Genomic DNA, 16,101 nt, shown 5'->3' with positions numbered 1-16,101 from the left:
CGCGCCGTTATTTTGGATAAAGTAACGGAGCGCTTTTTGATTAATCCTGAATTGGATTAGGTCGACACTGTATGTTGGTTAGTGGAATAAACTTGTCGTCTTTCTCGTAATAAACGCCACATTCCTCATCTCTGAGCTGCAAGGTGTATTGATCGGGCAACTCGGTCTCTGCGCCGTTCAATGGCATGTTGTAACTCTCCATCAATTGTCCAGAAACGATCAACAAGTGAGAGTTCGTTTCAAACGTATTGGAGGCAATTTTCGGTGGTACTTGGTTGCCTTGAATCGTCGTAATCGCTCGTTGAATTTCCGTAACGGTGTCGCCTGATGTCTTAATGCTGAGTGCATTGACGGCGTCGCTGTTACTTGACGATGCACACCCCGTCAGCATCAGGCTCATCGTTGCTCCGGTGATCAATGCTTTTGTTCTAGTTAATTTTGACATGAATAGCCTCTTGTCGCAGTGGATCAAGCTGTTGATTTAGTGGAGTGCCACCCAGCATAGGCATAAGGCGAGGTGCTTTTGCTACGGCTGGTGCAGGTGGACAAGTTCCTGTGGTCATGTAGTTTAATGCTGCAGACAACATGCCTTCAGAGCTATTACCTAATGGTTTGGTTAAATCATCCGCAACAACGCAGCCTTCCACTTTGTCATCTATACCAATATTAGACGATACTAGACTTTTTGCTGTAGGTGTAAAGCCATCGGCAAAATCACCAAAGCCCTTAGCGTTCGAGGACTTAAATTGAATCGTGTAATACATGTTGCCGCAGTTTTGTTGTGGGGAGAAACCGTAAGGCTTACCCGTTGTCGTCGTGCCAATTTGAACGACTTCGACATCAATACCGCGAAGGCCGTTGATAAGAAGTTCACTGGAAGACGCGGTGTTATCTGTAGTTAAAACGTAAACGCGTTTCGCACTTAATGTCGGTAGGGCATTGTCAGTCAAGATACCTTTACCCCAATCAATTTCGGTATCGACAAAGTTATAAACGTTATTTTCTACCTCGCCGGAGTTCATGATCTTGTCGTTGTAAATCAGTTCAGCAAACGTGGAGGTGGAATGCGTACCAGCCAGCATGTAGCCAACTTGTGCAGACTGCCAAACTAAGCCACCACCGTTGTAACGCAGATCCATGATAATTTCGTCAACGTTTGCCGCTGATAGTTGGTTAAATGCGTTAATAAGTGGTTGTTGTGCGGTGACTTCAAACGCGTTGTACTGCATGTAACCGACTTTTGTCCCATCGTTGTCGATGATTTTTACATTACGAACTGGGCTTGTCGCTACGTCTGCAGAGGTAAGCGTAACTATTTTAGGCGCACCGTCTACCGTTTCGAATGTGAACGTGAAATCTTTGCCTAGTTCAGGGGAGAAAAGTGTCTCGTTGATGAAGTCAATCTCTGCGCGAGAGGATGTGTTTACAACATCAATATCATTAATTTTTAGTAGCTTATCACCACGAGCAACACCGTTTGAAGATGCTGGAGAATTGTCTTCGGTGTAAGAAATGATGACTTCTCGTGGCTCAGTACTTTGCACAAACTTCCAGTTAAAACCAAAGCCAGCCACGAGGCCCGCCTGTTGCGACTTCATATAATCGTCGTATGAACGAGTGAAGTGGAATCGGTCTTTATTTTGACCCGAAGCTGTTTTTTCAGGTGTCACAAGAGAATCGAAGTATGCGAGAACAGACGGATAATTACTTGGATTGTTATCGGGAATTTCGTCATACCAAAGGTAGGTGTCATTGCTGAATGCACGCAGGAACATTTTCTCGTGCAACGCTGAACCAGCTTCATCTGGGTACCTTTTTCCTGTGTAAGGATCAATTCCCGTTCTTGCGATACTACATTTGTTAGCAAAACTGCTAGCAGGGACAGAAAAGTCTTGAAACTTCCATGTGACAATATCTGTTGGCGTAGTACTCGTTGGTGTATCGCTGGAGCCACCTCCACCTCCACAGCCTTGCAACAATACGATAGGCAGGGTTGCAACCAACGCTAAGTTTCTATACTTCAACATAAATTTCCTTTTATCTGTGATGTTTATAGATTTAGTTGTTTTTGATGAAATCCTTATAATCCACTCGAATGTATAAATTTTAATGATGCTTGTACAAATAATGAGCATTGTTGTGTGATGGTTATCATACGAGTTAGGGTAAAAACTCAGTTATTAGTTTGGTGGAAATTCACAAATCATTAATAAATAGTAGGTTAGGTAGTACGTAGTGGCTCAAAAACAGCAGTGGCACAATTATTACGTTAGATGACTTGTCAGAAAGTAAGGAAGAGCACTTACTTTTTATTTTGTAGGTAAAGAGCCGATTTGATCTTTTCGGCTCATACATCGTGATGGCATTAGGAAATTTGGTCGAGCTGATATTGGTACTTTTTCTCGAGAGCCTCATTACCCGCCGCGCGTTCGAGCTCAACCATGAGGCGCAAAGAGGGCTTTTTCACGCCGTACATTTGATTAAAACGCATGAGTCGAATACGAGCATCAGTGTAATTTCCACTGTCGATTTCGAGCTTAGCAAGCTGAAGGATCGATTTAGGTCGATGAGGGTCATGGTCTATAGCGCGAGTGAAGTAGTATTTCGCTTTATCTTTATTGTTTGATTTCAGGGCGCAGAATCCGGCATTTTCGTAGCTGGCAGGGATCAGGTAATAGTATGGTTGCTCAATCGCTCGATTAAACATCTTGTCAGCTTGTTTGTATTCGCCTTGCTTGCACAGGAAGGTGCCGTAGTTGTTGAGCACGTTACCGTTCTTTGAATTTTGTCTTAGAGAACGCTTATACATGTCTTCTGCTTTAGCATCTTCTCCAACGGTTTCGTAATAATGGGCCATTGAGAGCTGAGCTCGATAATAGCTTGGCGCGTGGGTGAGGGCTTGCTGGAGATTGTCGTGTGCTCTGATCATGCTACCGCTTTCCAAGTAACCTAAGCCTAGAGCGATTCGAGACTCTGCCATTGAGACAGGATCTGCTTTGACGACAGGGCTGTTGCCTTCTTCATTAACGGTTACACACCCCACCAAGCCTAATTGACTTGCTAATACCAACGTACTGAGTTTTCCAAACTTCATATCCATGCCCCACATCCCTGATTCACAAAGCATGATATGAATTCCGATGCAAAAGCCTAACGAGGATAAAACACTATGCGATCAGGTTGGCAAACTGACGTAAAAAAGCCGCCAGTTGGCGGCTTAGTTCACACTCTAAAATCAGGGAGTTAGTCGTCTTTTGTGAACGCATCCTCGCTGAAATGATCCAGGTCATACGGCGTTTGTTGGTAAACACAGTAGTTAAGCCAGTTAGAAAACAGCAGGTGTCCATGACTTCGCCAACTTGCGCATGGTGGGTTATCCGGATTGTTATTTGGGTAATAGTTGATTGGAATTGCTGGCTCCATACCTTCACCTAGGTCACGAATATACTCGTTGTGTAATGTGTGTGAGTCGTATTCCGGGTGACCAGTAACAAACACATTCCTTTTGTCTTTTGTTGTTGCCAGGTAGGTACCAGCAACATCAGAAGTCGCGAGGATATCAAGGTCAGTGTGTTCCTCTAAAAACTCAGGCGAAAAATCAGCGTAACGTGAGTGTGGTGCTAGGAAGGTATCATCAAAGCCACGCAAAAGAGGGTGGTATTGATGATGGATCTTGTGATGGTAGACCCCCGATAGCTTCTCTTTACGTGTTTTCTTTGGCAAGTTATACAGCAGCTTCAACCCAGCTTGTGCCGCCCAGCACACGTACAGTGTTGAAGTGACGTGGTGTTTTGCCCACTCCATAATGGTTTTTAAGTGATCCCAATAAATCACATCTTCAAACTGAACCAAACCCAATGGCGCACCTGTAATAATGAGCCCATCGAAGTTTTTACCTTTCACCATCTCAAACTGACGATAAAACGTATCTAGGTGTTCGGTTGGCGTATTCTTACTTGGTCGGTTATCGATTCGTAGCAGCTCCACATTCACTTGAAGAGGACTGTTAGAAAGTAGTCGCAGAAACTGAGTTTCTGTCTCAATCTTCTTTGGCATCAAATTGAGAATAAGCACTCGCAATGGACGGATTTCCTGACTTGCCGCTCGACTTTCGCTCATCACAAAGATGTTCTCTGTCCTTAATACATCGCTAGCGGGTAACTGATCTGGAATTCTAATTGGCACGGCTTTCTCTCCCTAAGCTTTACTTTTTAGACGTCTATACATCTAAAGCTACCCCAATTGCCTACGGATGTCGATACGAAATGTGACTTTGAACTCGATTTCTTTCCAAATGGCTAGAACATCTAAAGCTTTAATATTTTGAACATATAGCCAGTCAATAAAATATAACACTCATAGATATTTTATTGGTCTCATCTCTTTTATTAGGAAATCATGAAAATAGCGCTGGTTTTTAATAATTATAAATATATTTTTTATCTTCGTAATTGTACTTATATTCCAAGAGTTAATCTGATATTTTTCATTGTAAAGATTTGTTACAGTTTTATTTCACTTTTATGGAGTGCCGTGTTTTTTAAAACATATTTAATTGAGTTAATTAACTGAGTTCTATTGAAATAATAAGTTTTATAAATTAGAGTTCATGCACCATTAAACGAGAGTGGTGATTTCGTTGTGCTTTCAAGTGGAAGTCCTAGGTAGTCGTTTCTTCGTTTGTGGTTAAGGTATTGTTTTAATGTTGGTTTGTATGGATTTGTATGATGTTGTCTTTAGAGTATTACAGCATGTTGTTTTATTGGGCCTGTAATCTTTAAATCATATCAGAAAATTCTATTAACCTTATTAAAATTAAGATTTATGAGAGTTTCATAAGTCATGTATATTGCCGAACCGATTGAATAATTAATATTAGAATAAAGTTATATTAAGTACCGTATGCATCATTCATTAACTCGTCAGTTGTTAGTGGTAAGGTTTATTAAAGATGGTGGCGAGGATATTAAAAATAATATAATCAACTATCCTTGTTGATGCAGTTAAAAATCATCTTGTTGACGTGGACCTAAAAAAGCCCAGCATTATGCTGGGCTTTTTTTATGTGTGTAATTACCCGAGCGAGCATTTACCGAAGTGAATGGTCCAGTTAACAACACGGCAGCGTGAGCCGGTACTTTTCGGTTGCATGGAAAACCCAATCAGCAGGATGTGATTACGGCAAGATTTCTGAGTACATTTTTGTGTAACGGATACGGTAGCGTTTGAAGACGATTATGAGATCGAGTTAGTATAAATTTTGAGCCCAAATACTAATAAAGAGACTCATCGGCTCGCCAGCACGTCTGTTAGTGCGTTGTTTGGCTCATTACCGTCAGTGGAGGACATTATGTTTGGCATGTTTAAAAGAAAAGAGACCATTCAGAGCATCGCACATCAGGTGCCTATCGTGTTACTTAGAGAGTTTGGTGATAAAGACGTTTACCAGCCGGATGAAGTAGACAAAGCGTTGACTGAACTTGGTCACGATAAACTGAAAGACAAGGCGCGTTATCAATACGCTTACGGCATGTTTACGAGCTTGGCGAGTTATGAGCAGTTAGGTTTAACCGAAGAGTTAGGCAATTACGGCTATTTCCAGAGAGAGGTAGGTAAAATGCTGCTTAACACTCCAGAGCCGATCGATATGCACATCTACTTCGAGCTTGCGCAGCAGCATCGTTTTAGCCAGCCCAGTTCTGATGTAGCAGGTGAGGCTAGTGTTGTTGATAGCGCGGATGAGGGCTACTAGTGACAGAGCAAACCTTCCAAATTCACTTTCTTGCAGATTTTCCAGATGAGTCTTACGTTATTGCACGCTGGTACGTTGACGAGTGGGCTTATACCGTCCCTGGTGTTACGCCCGCTCAAGTTCATGAAAAAGTCTTGCTTAAGGCCAACAGCCGACACGAATTTCCACTCGCATTTGTTGTTCATGATGAAAACAACAAGCTTGTCGCGACAGCAGAACTTAAGATCAGAGAGAACATTGACTTCCCAGAATACGAACATTGGTTAGGTGGTGTATATGTAGAGGATTCAGCTCGGGGTAAAGGCTATGCTGCGGCGCTCGTGGCCCGTGCTCAAAACCATGTTTCTCAGCTTGGTATTCCCAAACTGTTCCTACAATGCGAACAACATAATGAAGCTTTATATTGGAAATATGGCTTTCGACCTTTACATCACGCTCTACATAACGGCATTCAAACTACCATTATGGTTTGGCAGTCATCAAAGCTAGATTTTTAAATCATCGTTTCTCTCTTTTAGCGAAATTTAAATACCCTATGAGCACCTTTATGCATATTTTGACGTTGATCAAAAATGTGCCACTTTTTGTCTCGCTTTTATTTAACTTGTTCAATACTCATTTGAAGTTCAGTGCCGAGTTTTGGAATCAAGATCATGGAGAGCGATATGCGAAAGTGTCTCAGCGCGATCACGCTTTTAGGGTTAGTCGCGTGCAGCCTGTCAGATGATATTTACATGGAAGGTAGAACACTTTACTTCAATGGAGAGATAAGTACAGAAAAGGTTAGAGAAGCCATAGAGCTAGCTAATATTCAGCCGGACGGTGTTGTTGCACTGATGATAGACAGTGATTCTGGCGAATACCGACCAGCTATGGAGCTTGGTCGATGGCTTTACAATAACCAAGTTCATCTCATTGTTAATGGCACGTGTGCGTCTGCTTGTGCTAATTATGTGCTTACTGCTGCGCCAAGTACTTTGGTGATGAAAGGTTCAGAAGTGTTGTGGTTCGGCGGTGCGATGAAAGATGAATGGGACACTGATGGCTTCGACCAAGAAGAACTCGAACAATGGCAGCAGTCACTGACCTTATGGCGACAACATGAAGATGCGTTTTTTGCCTTGGTCGCTGTGAATCCAAAGATCACCATGTTTGGGCACCTAAATAAGCGCGAGAAGTTGCAAAAGGCTGGGTGCGATGCGAGCAAAGCAGCTTGGATGTACCACATTGATGACATGCAAAAGTTGGGGCTGAATAATATCGTTTATGCGGATCCAGAATCCTTGTTAGCAGCTCGAACGGATACGTCTGCCTGTGTGATTAACTTGGAAGAGACTGACTTTTAACCACGATTATTACGCTGGCGTAAATGTGAGTTGCATCACTTTTTATAGCGCGCTAGTGGATTTTGATTATAATGCGGCGCTCAGAGATTCGATATGTCATCGAGTTCAGGTTAATTGAGCGTTGATTGCCTTATGTTCAAAATGCTTGTTTCTATGCCTCCACTGGTTGCTTTATCTATAGCTATCGTGTGTGAGGTGATTGCGACTTCTTCTATTCCTAAGACAGAACAGTTTACCAAAATGATGCCAAGTACAGTGGTTATCATTGGTTATGGTATCGCTTTCTTCCTACTGTCTGTAACAGTAAAAAGCATGCCTGTTGGTATTGTTTATGCGATTTGGAGTGGGGCGGGGATTGTACTTGTCGCAGCTGTCGGTTACTTCCTGTACGGACAAAAGCTCGACCTTGCTGCACTTGTTGGTATTGGTTTCATCCTCACTGGTGTGATGATTGTGAACTTGCTGTCTAAGACGGTTGGTCACTAACCTAGAAATTCCAAACACAAAAAAGCCGCGATTCGTTCGCGGCTTTTTGCTATCTGATGAGAGGGATGAACTAATTCACCATCACCTCAATCAACTGACCTTGTCGGCGAAGTTTGCGGTTTCGGTACATCACGGCCCCAATCGCTGGCAAACTAAAGGCAATGAAACCAAGAATCAATGCATAAGCACCTGTCTGAGCGCTTATACCTGCTGGTACATCGAATGAAACGAAGATGGTCACCAGACAGCTCATCAAACCTAAAGCAGCCACCAACATCATGCCAAACTTGCCGCCAGGCACACGGAATGGACGTTCAATATCCGCATGTTTACGACGTGACACCAAGAAGCTGACGAAGATACAGATGTACATCACCATGTAAAGCTGAGTCATGAGTATGTTCAATAGCCACATGCCTTGGTTTACGTTTGGTACCAAGATAAATACCAAAGAGAGCACGCTGACGATGGCACCTTGCAGGAGTAGCAATGGAACCGGCGCTTGGTTCTTGTTCTCTTTCGATAGCGTCAAAGGCATGAAGTGGTCTTTTGCTGCAACATGCAAGCTCTTGGTCGGAGCAATAATCCAGTTGTTTAGGCTCGCTAAGCTACCAAATACAATTGCTAGAGCGATAACTGGCAGCATGAATGACATGTTCAAATCATCAAAGAAGGCTTTGAAAGCCAGTATCACGCCTTCACTCAAGCTTGAATGATCGCTGGATACCACGGAAGAGATGGAAAGCGAACACGCGGTCAGAGATACCAGAATCAACACGGTGGAAGCGATCAGTGCTTTTGGGTAAGTCTTTTGCGGATTATCGACTTCACTTGCGTAAGAGGTGGTGATCTCAAGCCCAGTTAGGGAAAGCACAACCGCAGTAAAGCCCGCACCGATACCGTCTTGTGAGAAATCAGGTAACCAGTCAGATGCATGACGAAGTGAAATATGTGATTCGCTTGGGTTGGTATAAGCCCAGTAACCACCTAAACCGATGATCAGCAGGATAGGGAAGATAAGCCCCAAAGTGCCAAAGACGTTGGTAATGAGGGAGGACAAACGCAAACCAAATATGTTGACTAAGGTCAGTGCCCAGAAAATCACGTTAATCATTATCAACATGAAGATATTGTTCTGTGCCAGTTCAGGAAAGAAAGGATACGCGCCCGTCGCAACAATAAAGGAAATGAGCGGTGGATAGTAGACGATGTTCTCCGCGTACTGATACCACACAGTCGCAAAACCAAAGTTTGGCCCAAGGGTCTCTTTACCCCATAAGTACACACCGCCCTGTTGCGGGTAAGTGGTGCTCAACTCTGCACAAACTAATGCGGTTGGAACGAAGAAGCAAAGACCTGCCAATAAGAAGAAAGAGATGGCGTGACTACCAAATAAGGCGGCACCCGGAATGTTCCTTATGCTGTCGACGGAAGTAACCGTAATCATGATGACAGAAAAGACACTGAGTTTGACGGCGGATTTGGCGATATTGCTCATTCGATACCTTTAATGATCGAGCCACGAGCCTCGGATGGAGAGCCCGCGTGCTACAAGTAAGACGGGCGTATTGTAGGGCTGTGAGAATCTGTGGGTATATAGCCAAAAACGGTATGTATTTACCCAAAAATGAAGCGAAATGCCAATGGTTTATTCGTAATCAATTTAAACGTTTGCTCTGGTTAAAAAACGCAAAATCGATTTAAAAAATGCATATTAAAAACGTGTTTATAGCGAATTATTTATTACCGGAAATCTAGAAATTGATTGGAAGCTAGCCAAAGTTTGACTCTGACCTTGGGGGAAGGTCTAGATTAAGAGCAGTTAGCGTGATTCAGAAAGTGGAGAAAACCATGGGATGTTGTAATCAAGCGCCAAAGGGCGGCACTGACAAGCTTTCGTATTTGTTGGGGTTAGTCGCGGTGTTGTTTGTTGGGATCTTGGTGTTAGCCGCTGTTTTTGGCTAAGTCAGAGACAATAAAAAACACGCTCGTGGGCGTGTTTTTCGTATCTTTAGGCTGGCTTTAAAAACGGGTATTAGCTAAACCGATGCCGAAGAAAATAAACAAACCCCCACTTACGTAGTTTAGCCACTTGCTGGTTTTCGAAGAAGTGAGCATGGCCTTAACCTTAGTGGCAAAGAAAATCACAAACAAAAACCAACTAGCAACGATGCTTGCTTGAAGAGCACCCAACATGATGCTTTGCTCGAGAATATGTTCAGGTTGCACAAACTGAGGGAAGATAGAGAGGTAGAACAACACGATTTTTGGATTAAGCAGGTTAGTCAATAGCCCCTTCACAAAGGCTTGCTTGAGAGTCTGTTCTTCGATTTTACGGTCGAGTTTTAACTTTTGGTCTGCCAGTTTAAGTCCACTTCTTAGGTTATTGATGCCCAACCAAATTAAGTACGCAACACCCATCCACTTTAATATGTTGAACGCCAGCGCTGATTGTGAAAGCAACAAGCTCAACCCTTTTGCGGAGACAAAAGCGTGGATCAGAAAGCCAAGTGCCACACCGAAAATATTGGCAATAGCAAAGCGACGACTCTGCGTAAGTGCGGTAAATAAAATGAGTAATGCGTTAGGGCCGGGAATAATGGCCAAAAAGAAGACGATTCCGCCGAAAGCCAGCAAGGTGTCGAAGTTCATGGAGGTTCCAATTACAGCAAAGGATTGGCATCAATGATTAGTTAGCGAGACTGTACACTTCTGAATGCAGAAAAACAAACGTTTACATCGAGTAGTGTTAATAGAAAAAGAAGGGGCATATCATCGAGGATGCAAACCTGCCCCCAAAAGAAGCCAAGTGCACTTTTCTCCCTATGACTTGATTCTTCCTATTCTCTTCTTTTAGCAAAATAGTTAGCAATTTGTTTCAATTCGACGAATATCACGCCCTTTTTGTTCAACTTGATAGTGTCCACCGCAATCTCAGAAAGTTCTTATTGTGTAACGTATTAAAGCGCCATAGAATCCGCGCGCTTTAGTTTTTGTAATAAGTACAGTCAATGGTAACTGCTATTCGCATTTAGCATTGTTTTTAAGGATTAATAAGACGATTTCGTCTGATGACACATTCATGAATAAGCACACAGCACCAAAATTCAAGGTAGAATTTTTGGCACCTCGCTACTGGGGCACATTGATCATTATTAGCATCATGTACCTTCTTAGCCTCCTCCCATTTCGTGTACAACTCGCGCTAGGAAGCGGAATTGGTCGTATTGCGATGCGATTAATGAAAAAACGACAAGTCACGATCAAACGTAATTTAGAGCTGTGTTTTCCAGACATAAGCCAACAAGAGCGTGAGGCGATTTTAAAAGACAATATCGATAACGCGGGCATCGCCTTGTTTGAGACCGCCATGGCGTGGTTTTGGTCAGACAGACGTGTCAGTAAGCACGTAACGATTGAAGGAATGGAACACATTGAAGCGCTCGAAAAACAAGGTAAGGGCGTTTTAATGTTAGCGGTTCACTCGATGAACCTAGAGCTAGGCGCTCGTGCGTTTGGTATCAAAAAATCAGGTTCTGGGGTTTACCGCCCAAACAACAACCCATGTTTTGATTACTTTCAATACAAAGGACGTTCTCGTTCGAATCGAACTTTAATCGATCGTAAAAACGTTAAAGGGATGCTTCAAGCGCTCAAAACGGGGCATCGTGTATGGTACGCACCAGACCATGATTACGGTACTCGTCGTTCTACGTTTGCGCCTTTGTTTGCGGTAAAGCGCGCTTGTACAACAACGGGAACCAGTTTGCTGGTGGATGCTACGGATTGTGCCATTGTGCCATTTACTATGGTTCGTGAAAGTAATGGGCAATACACCTTAACTATTAGCGCTCCAGTTGAAGGTTTCCCTAAAAACGACCCAGACCAAGCGGCCGTGTTCGTTAATAAGATTGTCGAGCAGTCCATTATGGCGAGTCCGAGTCAATACATGTGGCTACATCGCCGTTTTAAAACACGACCGGATGGCGAATGCTGTTTGTATAAACCTAGACTTGCTCCGGCAATGTAAATACCAAGCCCAGACATTGTTCTGGGCTTTCTTTTATCTGTCGATTCAATTCTGCATAGTTGTTTGCCACAATAGCGATGATGAATTACCAAGGACGAGTCATGCTGACAGGATTGAACCACATTACGATAGCGGTGAGTGATTTAGAACGGTCGCTAGCGTTCTATATTAAAGCGCTCGGTTTTAAAGGGCATGTAAAGTGGAAGCGCGGTGCGTATCTCTCATTGGGTGACCTATGGCTTTGTTTATCGGTCGACAAGCCCGACGAAAAACATGATTACACCCACATTGCTTTTACTGTTTCACAGCAAAATTTTACCGACTTTACCAACACAATTATCGAGTTGGGTATTCGCCAATGGAAAGAGAATAAAAGTGAAGGGGATTCGTTATACATCCTTGATCCTGATGGCCACAAGTTAGAAATCCACACTGGCGATTTATACTCGCGATTAGAGAGCATAAAGCATCAGCCTTATGAAGGGTTAGAGTGGCTTTAGGAGCGTGTAGATGAGATTATTTTTCGCGCTTACCTTTGATAAAACAAGCAAATCAAAGCTCAAGCAAATTCAAGAAAAGTTAAAACAGCATGAGATAGTAGGGCGCTACACTCGCAAGGAAAACTTCCATATTACTTTAGCTTTTATTGGTGAATCGACACAGGAGGAGTCTGAGCAACTAACGAAGATTCTTCATAACCTGAAGCCTTCTTGCAACCGGGTTACTGTGGACCATCTAGGTTCGTTTCACCAAAATGGCAGACAATTAGCGTGGTTGGGTATTGAAGACAATCGTGCTGTGACCAATCTGCAAAATGAACTGATAGAAGCATTGGAACAGGATGGTTTCGCGACGGAGTCACGACACTACGTTCCGCACATTACATTAGCTCGTCATATCGATAAGCAAGCGCCACTGGATGATGTAAAGATCTCACCACTGCCGTTACCGATTGACGCTATCGCACTGATGGAAAGTAAAACGGTAGAGGGTAAATTGATTTATCGAGCAATTGCAGAAGTTACTTGTTAGTCATCAGGATAAAATTTACGTTATTGATCGTGTTAGCTAGAGCTAGGAAGGTAGAGAATGGAAACTCTGAATTATCAGATGGATGGTGAATCAGTGCAGGCGCTGCGATCCATCATAGGACTAGAATGTAAAGTGATGATGAGCAGTGAGGGCGCTGGCTTTGAATCGAATACAGTGACGAGTCTGTCTCCTTTATTTTTCCAGATACCTACCGGTTTTATTGAGTTAAGCAACGATTGGTATACCAGCCCTCAAGGGCATGACTTTCATTTGCCCATTGCAAGATTTATTCATGAATTGAATCCAAAAGACGTTAAGGCAGGGAAACTTGAGGGCGTAAAGCTTTTCGAAGCATCTAAGGCAATAGAATTTATAGAAGTCTTTAGCTTACGCAGTCGTAAAGCAGTAAAAGAAAACTTTACTGATAAAGTCTTTGTCCCTTCTTCAGAGGTTGTCATTTATGACTTTGGCTTCAACATTGTATTTGTTGATGGCGATTGTATCTCGATCAAAACGGAAGACGATTCTATCTTAGGTGAATGGCTTATTTCTAATGAACCGATAGAGCCATATCATGTTGAAGATATTTACGAGGAAACGTTAGAAACTCGTATTCAGATAACAAGATAGTGGCGAGCCAACGGGTAGATGGAAAACTCATCTACCCTATGTTGGATAAGGTGAGGCCTTGTCGTTTAAGGTAAATACAAGCGGTCATTGCTAACAATCAAACTCAACATCAGCTTAAGATACGTGAGGTTACTCACTTTATTTTTTCGCCAAATTCTCAGCTAACTTTCCAGCTGTGATTTGAAATGCTGCTAGTTCTTCGTCTGACACGCCTAACGTCATTTTTTGAAAGATCTCAGCGTCAACAGTTTTGATCTTATCAAGTACTCTATTGCCTTTCTCGGTGGTCAATAAACATTGGCTGCGCTTATCTTCAGGGTTTGGTCTTTTCTCAATAAACCCCTCTTCTATCAGCGTTTTTATCAAGCGTGTGACTTGTGCTTTATCTCGGTTTAAGAAGTTCACTACATCCATTGCCGTGCAAGGTGATTGCTTACTAATAATTTTTATAACTCGCACATGCATAGGCGCAATAGGGAGTTCAAGTTGCTCAACCTGTTCGTGCAGTTGGCGCTTTAAAACGTGCACGAGATGGAACAGATTATCCAGCGATTTTGGATTCGACATGTAACACTCCAAACTAAAGTAGTTGACAATGTCAACTAGGTGACTATAGTTGACATTGTCAACTTAATTGAAAGCGACTTCAAGCTGATAAGTGAATGATAGGAATCTTGATCATCAAGCAAAAGAGTACGTGCTTTCTAAAAGGTGAATGAATATTGTTTGGAGACATGAGATGAGAAAAGACAACTGCTACCGCATTACCATTGAAGAAGTGAATGTCGAAGAAGGTCGTGAAGCAAGAACGTTAAGCTTTGAAGTTCAAGATCGTGAAGATATGTTGAACATCGTCGAGAAAATTAAACAGGGTAGTGGTTTAGAGCCAGCAGAAGCTACTCGCGTTGGTGTCGCACTGCGTCTGCTTGGTCCAGTGATGATGAAAGATCGCAAGCATCCGTTGTTTGCCGACTTTATGCCACACTTCAAAAACTTCATGCAAAACATGAAAACTACCGTGAAACGCCACCAAGCGTAATTACGGTTCCTACGACGCTTTAGAGACGCTCTAAATATTGCCCGTTAACGTAAATAAAAAAGGCTGGTATTAAACCAGCCTTTTCGATTTGGCGATTTAGCCAATTTAATTACTCAGCTAATCTATTTACTTTAAGTAACGGTTTTCTAAGTGCGCTTTAAAGTGTTTTGCGTTTAGCACTTCACCCGTTGCTTGTGTTACCAAATCATCGGTCGAGAACAAGCTACCTTTACTCCAGATGTTGTCTGATAGCCAAGTGAAGATTGGTGATAGGTCACCGGAACGAATTGCGCCGTCTACGTCAACCGTTTGCTTCATCGCTGCCATAAACTGCGCTGCATACATCGCACCTAACGTGTATGACGGGAAGTAGCCGAAGGCACCATCTGTCCAGTGGATATCCTGCATACAACCATTTTTGAAGTTACCTTCAGTTGAAAGACCCAAGTACGCTTTCATCTTTTCGTTCCACAACTCTGGAACGTCAGTGTGCTTGATCACGCCGTTCATTAGGTCGCGTTCAATCTCGTAACGTAGGATAACGTGAGCAGGGTATGTCAGTTCGTCAGCGTCTACACGGATGAAGCCTTTCTCTACATGAGTGTAAATCTTCGACAAATTGTCTTGTGCAAACTCTGGACCTTCAAAGTGGTTAGATGCCAGGCGAGCTAAGTGCTCTACAAACGCTTGGCTACGACCAACTTGCATTTCGAAGAACAGAGATTGAGATTCATGAATGCCCATTGAACGAGCTTGACCAGCCATTGTACCAGCCAGCGATTTTGGCAAACCCTGCTCGTAACGAGCGTGCCCCGTTTCATGCACGATGCCCATCAAAGATTGCACGAACTCTTTTTCATCGTAGCGAGTGGTAATACGGACATCTGTTGGTACGCCGCCACAGAATGGGTGGACACTTTCATCGAGGCGACCGTGTTCAAAGTCGAATTGAAGCAGCTTCATGACTTCTAGGCCTAACGCTTTTTGCTTCTCAGCAGGGTAATGGCCGTTTGGCAGCAGAATGTTATTGCTTTTTTGCTTTTCAATGGCGTCATCAATCATGGATGGGAGCCACGTTTTTACATCTGCGAATAGCGCATCTAGAGATGCCGATGTTGTGCCTGGTTCGTACAGTTCTAGCATTGCATCATATGGCGATGTACCAGCGGCTTCTGCACGAATTTGCGCTTCTTCCTGAGAAAGTTTTACCACTTCAGCCCAGTTTTTTTCGAAGCCCGCCCAGTCGTCGTTACCACGTTGGGTGCGCCATGCATGTTCACATTTAGAACCTGCTAGAGATTGCGCTTGCACCAAAGATTCAGGAAGCAGGTTCGCTTGCTGCCAATCGCGCTTCATTTCACGTAACACGGCTTGATCTTGGGTTGATAGTGACTCTTCTTCTGCTTGTGCAAACAGATCGCCCAAATGAGGCTGAGTCATAAGAGAGTGAATGTGAACCTCTAGTTCTGCCATGGCGTTTGAACGTGCTTCTGCACCGCCAGATGGCATCACAGAGGCTTGGTCCCAACCTACGATTGCAGATAGATGGCCAAAGTTAGAGACTTTTTTGGAATGTTCGACGAGTTTTTGAAATGCGCTCATGTGACTACTCTTTGTTATGTTCTTTCCTTAAACGCCCCAAACGGGGTCCTTGAACTTGACGTTCGTATCTCTCGACACCGATGCAGAGAAAAAGGCAGCATCAAGACAATGTCGATAGAGAAGTGTGTCTAATTTACTATTTATTAACAAATAATGCAGGTCTATTGTGCACAAATTCAGGCAC

General features: G+C 43.2%; 18 protein-coding genes. 9 read left to right on the top strand and 9 right to left on the bottom strand.

Annotated elements, in window-relative coordinates; genetic code table 11:
• Positions 1–40: 40 nt before the first annotated feature.
• The 4 genes from KIO97_RS12445 to metA form a co-directional block, all read right to left on the bottom strand.
• Positions 41–445 (bottom strand): hypothetical protein, encoded by a 405-nt coding sequence (locus tag KIO97_RS12445; RefSeq protein WP_012128133.1) that lies wholly within the window; start codon positions 443–445, stop codon positions 41–43.
• The gene (locus KIO97_RS12440) at positions 429–2,027 is read right to left on the bottom strand and encodes a S41 family peptidase (RefSeq protein WP_285382757.1); all 1,599 of its coding nucleotides are present in this window, start codon (positions 2,025–2,027) and stop codon (positions 429–431) included. Before KIO97_RS12440 ends, KIO97_RS12445 begins: the two co-directional genes overlap by 17 nt.
• A gap of 338 nt (positions 2,028–2,365) precedes the next feature.
• On the bottom strand, positions 2,366–3,094 hold the full coding sequence (gene pilW, locus KIO97_RS12435; RefSeq protein WP_045384174.1) for a type IV pilus biogenesis/stability protein PilW: 729 nt from the start codon (positions 3,092–3,094) through the stop codon (positions 2,366–2,368).
• Between the two features lie 149 nt (positions 3,095–3,243).
• On the bottom strand, positions 3,244–4,185 hold the full coding sequence (gene metA / locus KIO97_RS12430) for a homoserine O-succinyltransferase (protein WP_005433939.1): 942 nt from the start codon (positions 4,183–4,185) through the stop codon (positions 3,244–3,246).
• A 1,165-nt stretch (positions 4,186–5,350) separates the two neighbouring features.
• Here metA and KIO97_RS12425 point away from each other — a divergent pair.
• Positions 5,351–5,752 (top strand): hypothetical protein, encoded by a 402-nt coding sequence (locus KIO97_RS12425; RefSeq protein WP_050917944.1) that lies wholly within the window; start codon positions 5,351–5,353, stop codon positions 5,750–5,752.
• Positions 5,752–6,249, top strand: a complete 498-nt coding sequence (locus KIO97_RS12420; RefSeq protein ID WP_285382756.1) for a GNAT family N-acetyltransferase — start codon at positions 5,752–5,754, stop codon at positions 6,247–6,249. The genes KIO97_RS12425 and KIO97_RS12420 overlap by 1 nt, the downstream gene beginning before the upstream one ends.
• Before the next feature lie 646 nt (positions 6,250–6,895).
• On the opposite strand, the gene KIO97_RS27035 is transcribed toward KIO97_RS12420, so the two are convergent.
• The gene (locus tag KIO97_RS27035; RefSeq protein WP_373417320.1) at positions 6,896–7,030 is read right to left on the bottom strand and encodes a hypothetical protein; all 135 of its coding nucleotides are present in this window, start codon (positions 7,028–7,030) and stop codon (positions 6,896–6,898) included.
• 221 nt (positions 7,031–7,251) lie between these two features.
• On the opposite strand from KIO97_RS27035, the gene KIO97_RS12410 reads away from it, so the two are divergent.
• Positions 7,252–7,584 (top strand): multidrug efflux SMR transporter, encoded by a 333-nt coding sequence (locus KIO97_RS12410; protein WP_005534982.1) that lies wholly within the window; start codon positions 7,252–7,254, stop codon positions 7,582–7,584.
• Positions 7,585–7,654: 70 nt separating this feature from the next.
• On the opposite strand, the gene KIO97_RS12405 is transcribed toward KIO97_RS12410, so the two are convergent.
• Positions 7,655–9,082, bottom strand: a complete 1,428-nt coding sequence (locus KIO97_RS12405; RefSeq protein WP_285382752.1) for an APC family permease — start codon at positions 9,080–9,082, stop codon at positions 7,655–7,657.
• Positions 9,083–9,411: 329 nt separating this feature from the next.
• Here KIO97_RS12405 and KIO97_RS12400 point away from each other — a divergent pair, with 329 nt between their 5' ends.
• Positions 9,412–9,549, top strand: a complete 138-nt coding sequence (locus KIO97_RS12400) for a hypothetical protein (protein ID WP_155399482.1) — start codon at positions 9,412–9,414, stop codon at positions 9,547–9,549.
• Positions 9,550–9,606: 57 nt separating this feature from the next.
• Here KIO97_RS12400 and KIO97_RS12395 read toward each other — a convergent pair whose 3' ends face one another.
• The gene (locus KIO97_RS12395) at positions 9,607–10,236 is read right to left on the bottom strand and encodes a LysE family translocator (RefSeq protein ID WP_045401778.1); all 630 of its coding nucleotides are present in this window, start codon (positions 10,234–10,236) and stop codon (positions 9,607–9,609) included.
• Positions 10,237–10,666: 430 nt separating this feature from the next.
• On the opposite strand from KIO97_RS12395, the gene KIO97_RS12390 reads away from it, so the two are divergent.
• The 4 genes from KIO97_RS12390 (at position 10,667) to KIO97_RS12375 (ending at position 13,276) form a co-directional block, all read left to right on the top strand.
• Positions 10,667–11,614 carry an LpxL/LpxP family Kdo(2)-lipid IV(A) lauroyl/palmitoleoyl acyltransferase gene (locus KIO97_RS12390; protein ID WP_285382751.1) on the top strand — a complete coding sequence of 316 codons (948 nt, stop codon included), beginning with the start codon at positions 10,667–10,669 and terminating at the stop codon, positions 11,612–11,614.
• Between the two features lie 101 nt (positions 11,615–11,715).
• Entirely contained in the window at positions 11,716–12,114 is a 399-nt protein-coding gene (fos, locus tag KIO97_RS12385) for a fosfomycin resistance glutathione transferase (RefSeq protein ID WP_285382749.1), read from the top strand.
• Positions 12,115–12,124: 10 nt separating this feature from the next.
• Entirely contained in the window at positions 12,125–12,646 is a 522-nt protein-coding gene (gene thpR / locus KIO97_RS12380; protein ID WP_285382747.1) for an RNA 2',3'-cyclic phosphodiesterase, read from the top strand.
• Between the two features lie 57 nt (positions 12,647–12,703).
• Positions 12,704–13,276 carry a hypothetical protein gene (locus tag KIO97_RS12375; protein ID WP_285382745.1) on the top strand — a complete coding sequence of 191 codons (573 nt, stop codon included), beginning with the start codon at positions 12,704–12,706 and terminating at the stop codon, positions 13,274–13,276.
• Positions 13,277–13,414: 138 nt separating this feature from the next.
• Here KIO97_RS12375 and KIO97_RS12370 read toward each other — a convergent pair whose 3' ends face one another.
• Positions 13,415–13,843 carry a MarR family winged helix-turn-helix transcriptional regulator gene (locus tag KIO97_RS12370; protein WP_050905165.1) on the bottom strand — a complete coding sequence of 143 codons (429 nt, stop codon included), beginning with the start codon at positions 13,841–13,843 and terminating at the stop codon, positions 13,415–13,417.
• Positions 13,844–14,015: 172 nt separating this feature from the next.
• Between KIO97_RS12370 and KIO97_RS12365 the strand changes: the two genes are divergently transcribed.
• Positions 14,016–14,315 (top strand): DUF3861 domain-containing protein, encoded by a 300-nt coding sequence (locus KIO97_RS12365; protein ID WP_005433869.1) that lies wholly within the window; start codon positions 14,016–14,018, stop codon positions 14,313–14,315.
• 126 nt (positions 14,316–14,441) lie between these two features.
• Here the strand turns inward: KIO97_RS12365 and KIO97_RS12360 are convergent, their stop codons facing one another.
• The gene (locus KIO97_RS12360; protein WP_285382743.1) at positions 14,442–15,917 is read right to left on the bottom strand and encodes a carboxypeptidase M32; all 1,476 of its coding nucleotides are present in this window, start codon (positions 15,915–15,917) and stop codon (positions 14,442–14,444) included.
• Between the last annotated feature and the right edge of the window lie 184 nt (positions 15,918–16,101).

The sequence above is a fragment of the Vibrio sp. B181a genome (assembly GCF_030248375.1).
GTDB lineage: Bacteria > Pseudomonadota > Gammaproteobacteria > Enterobacterales > Vibrionaceae > Vibrio > Vibrio campbellii.
This window is presented reverse-complemented; position numbering and strand designations above follow the sequence as displayed.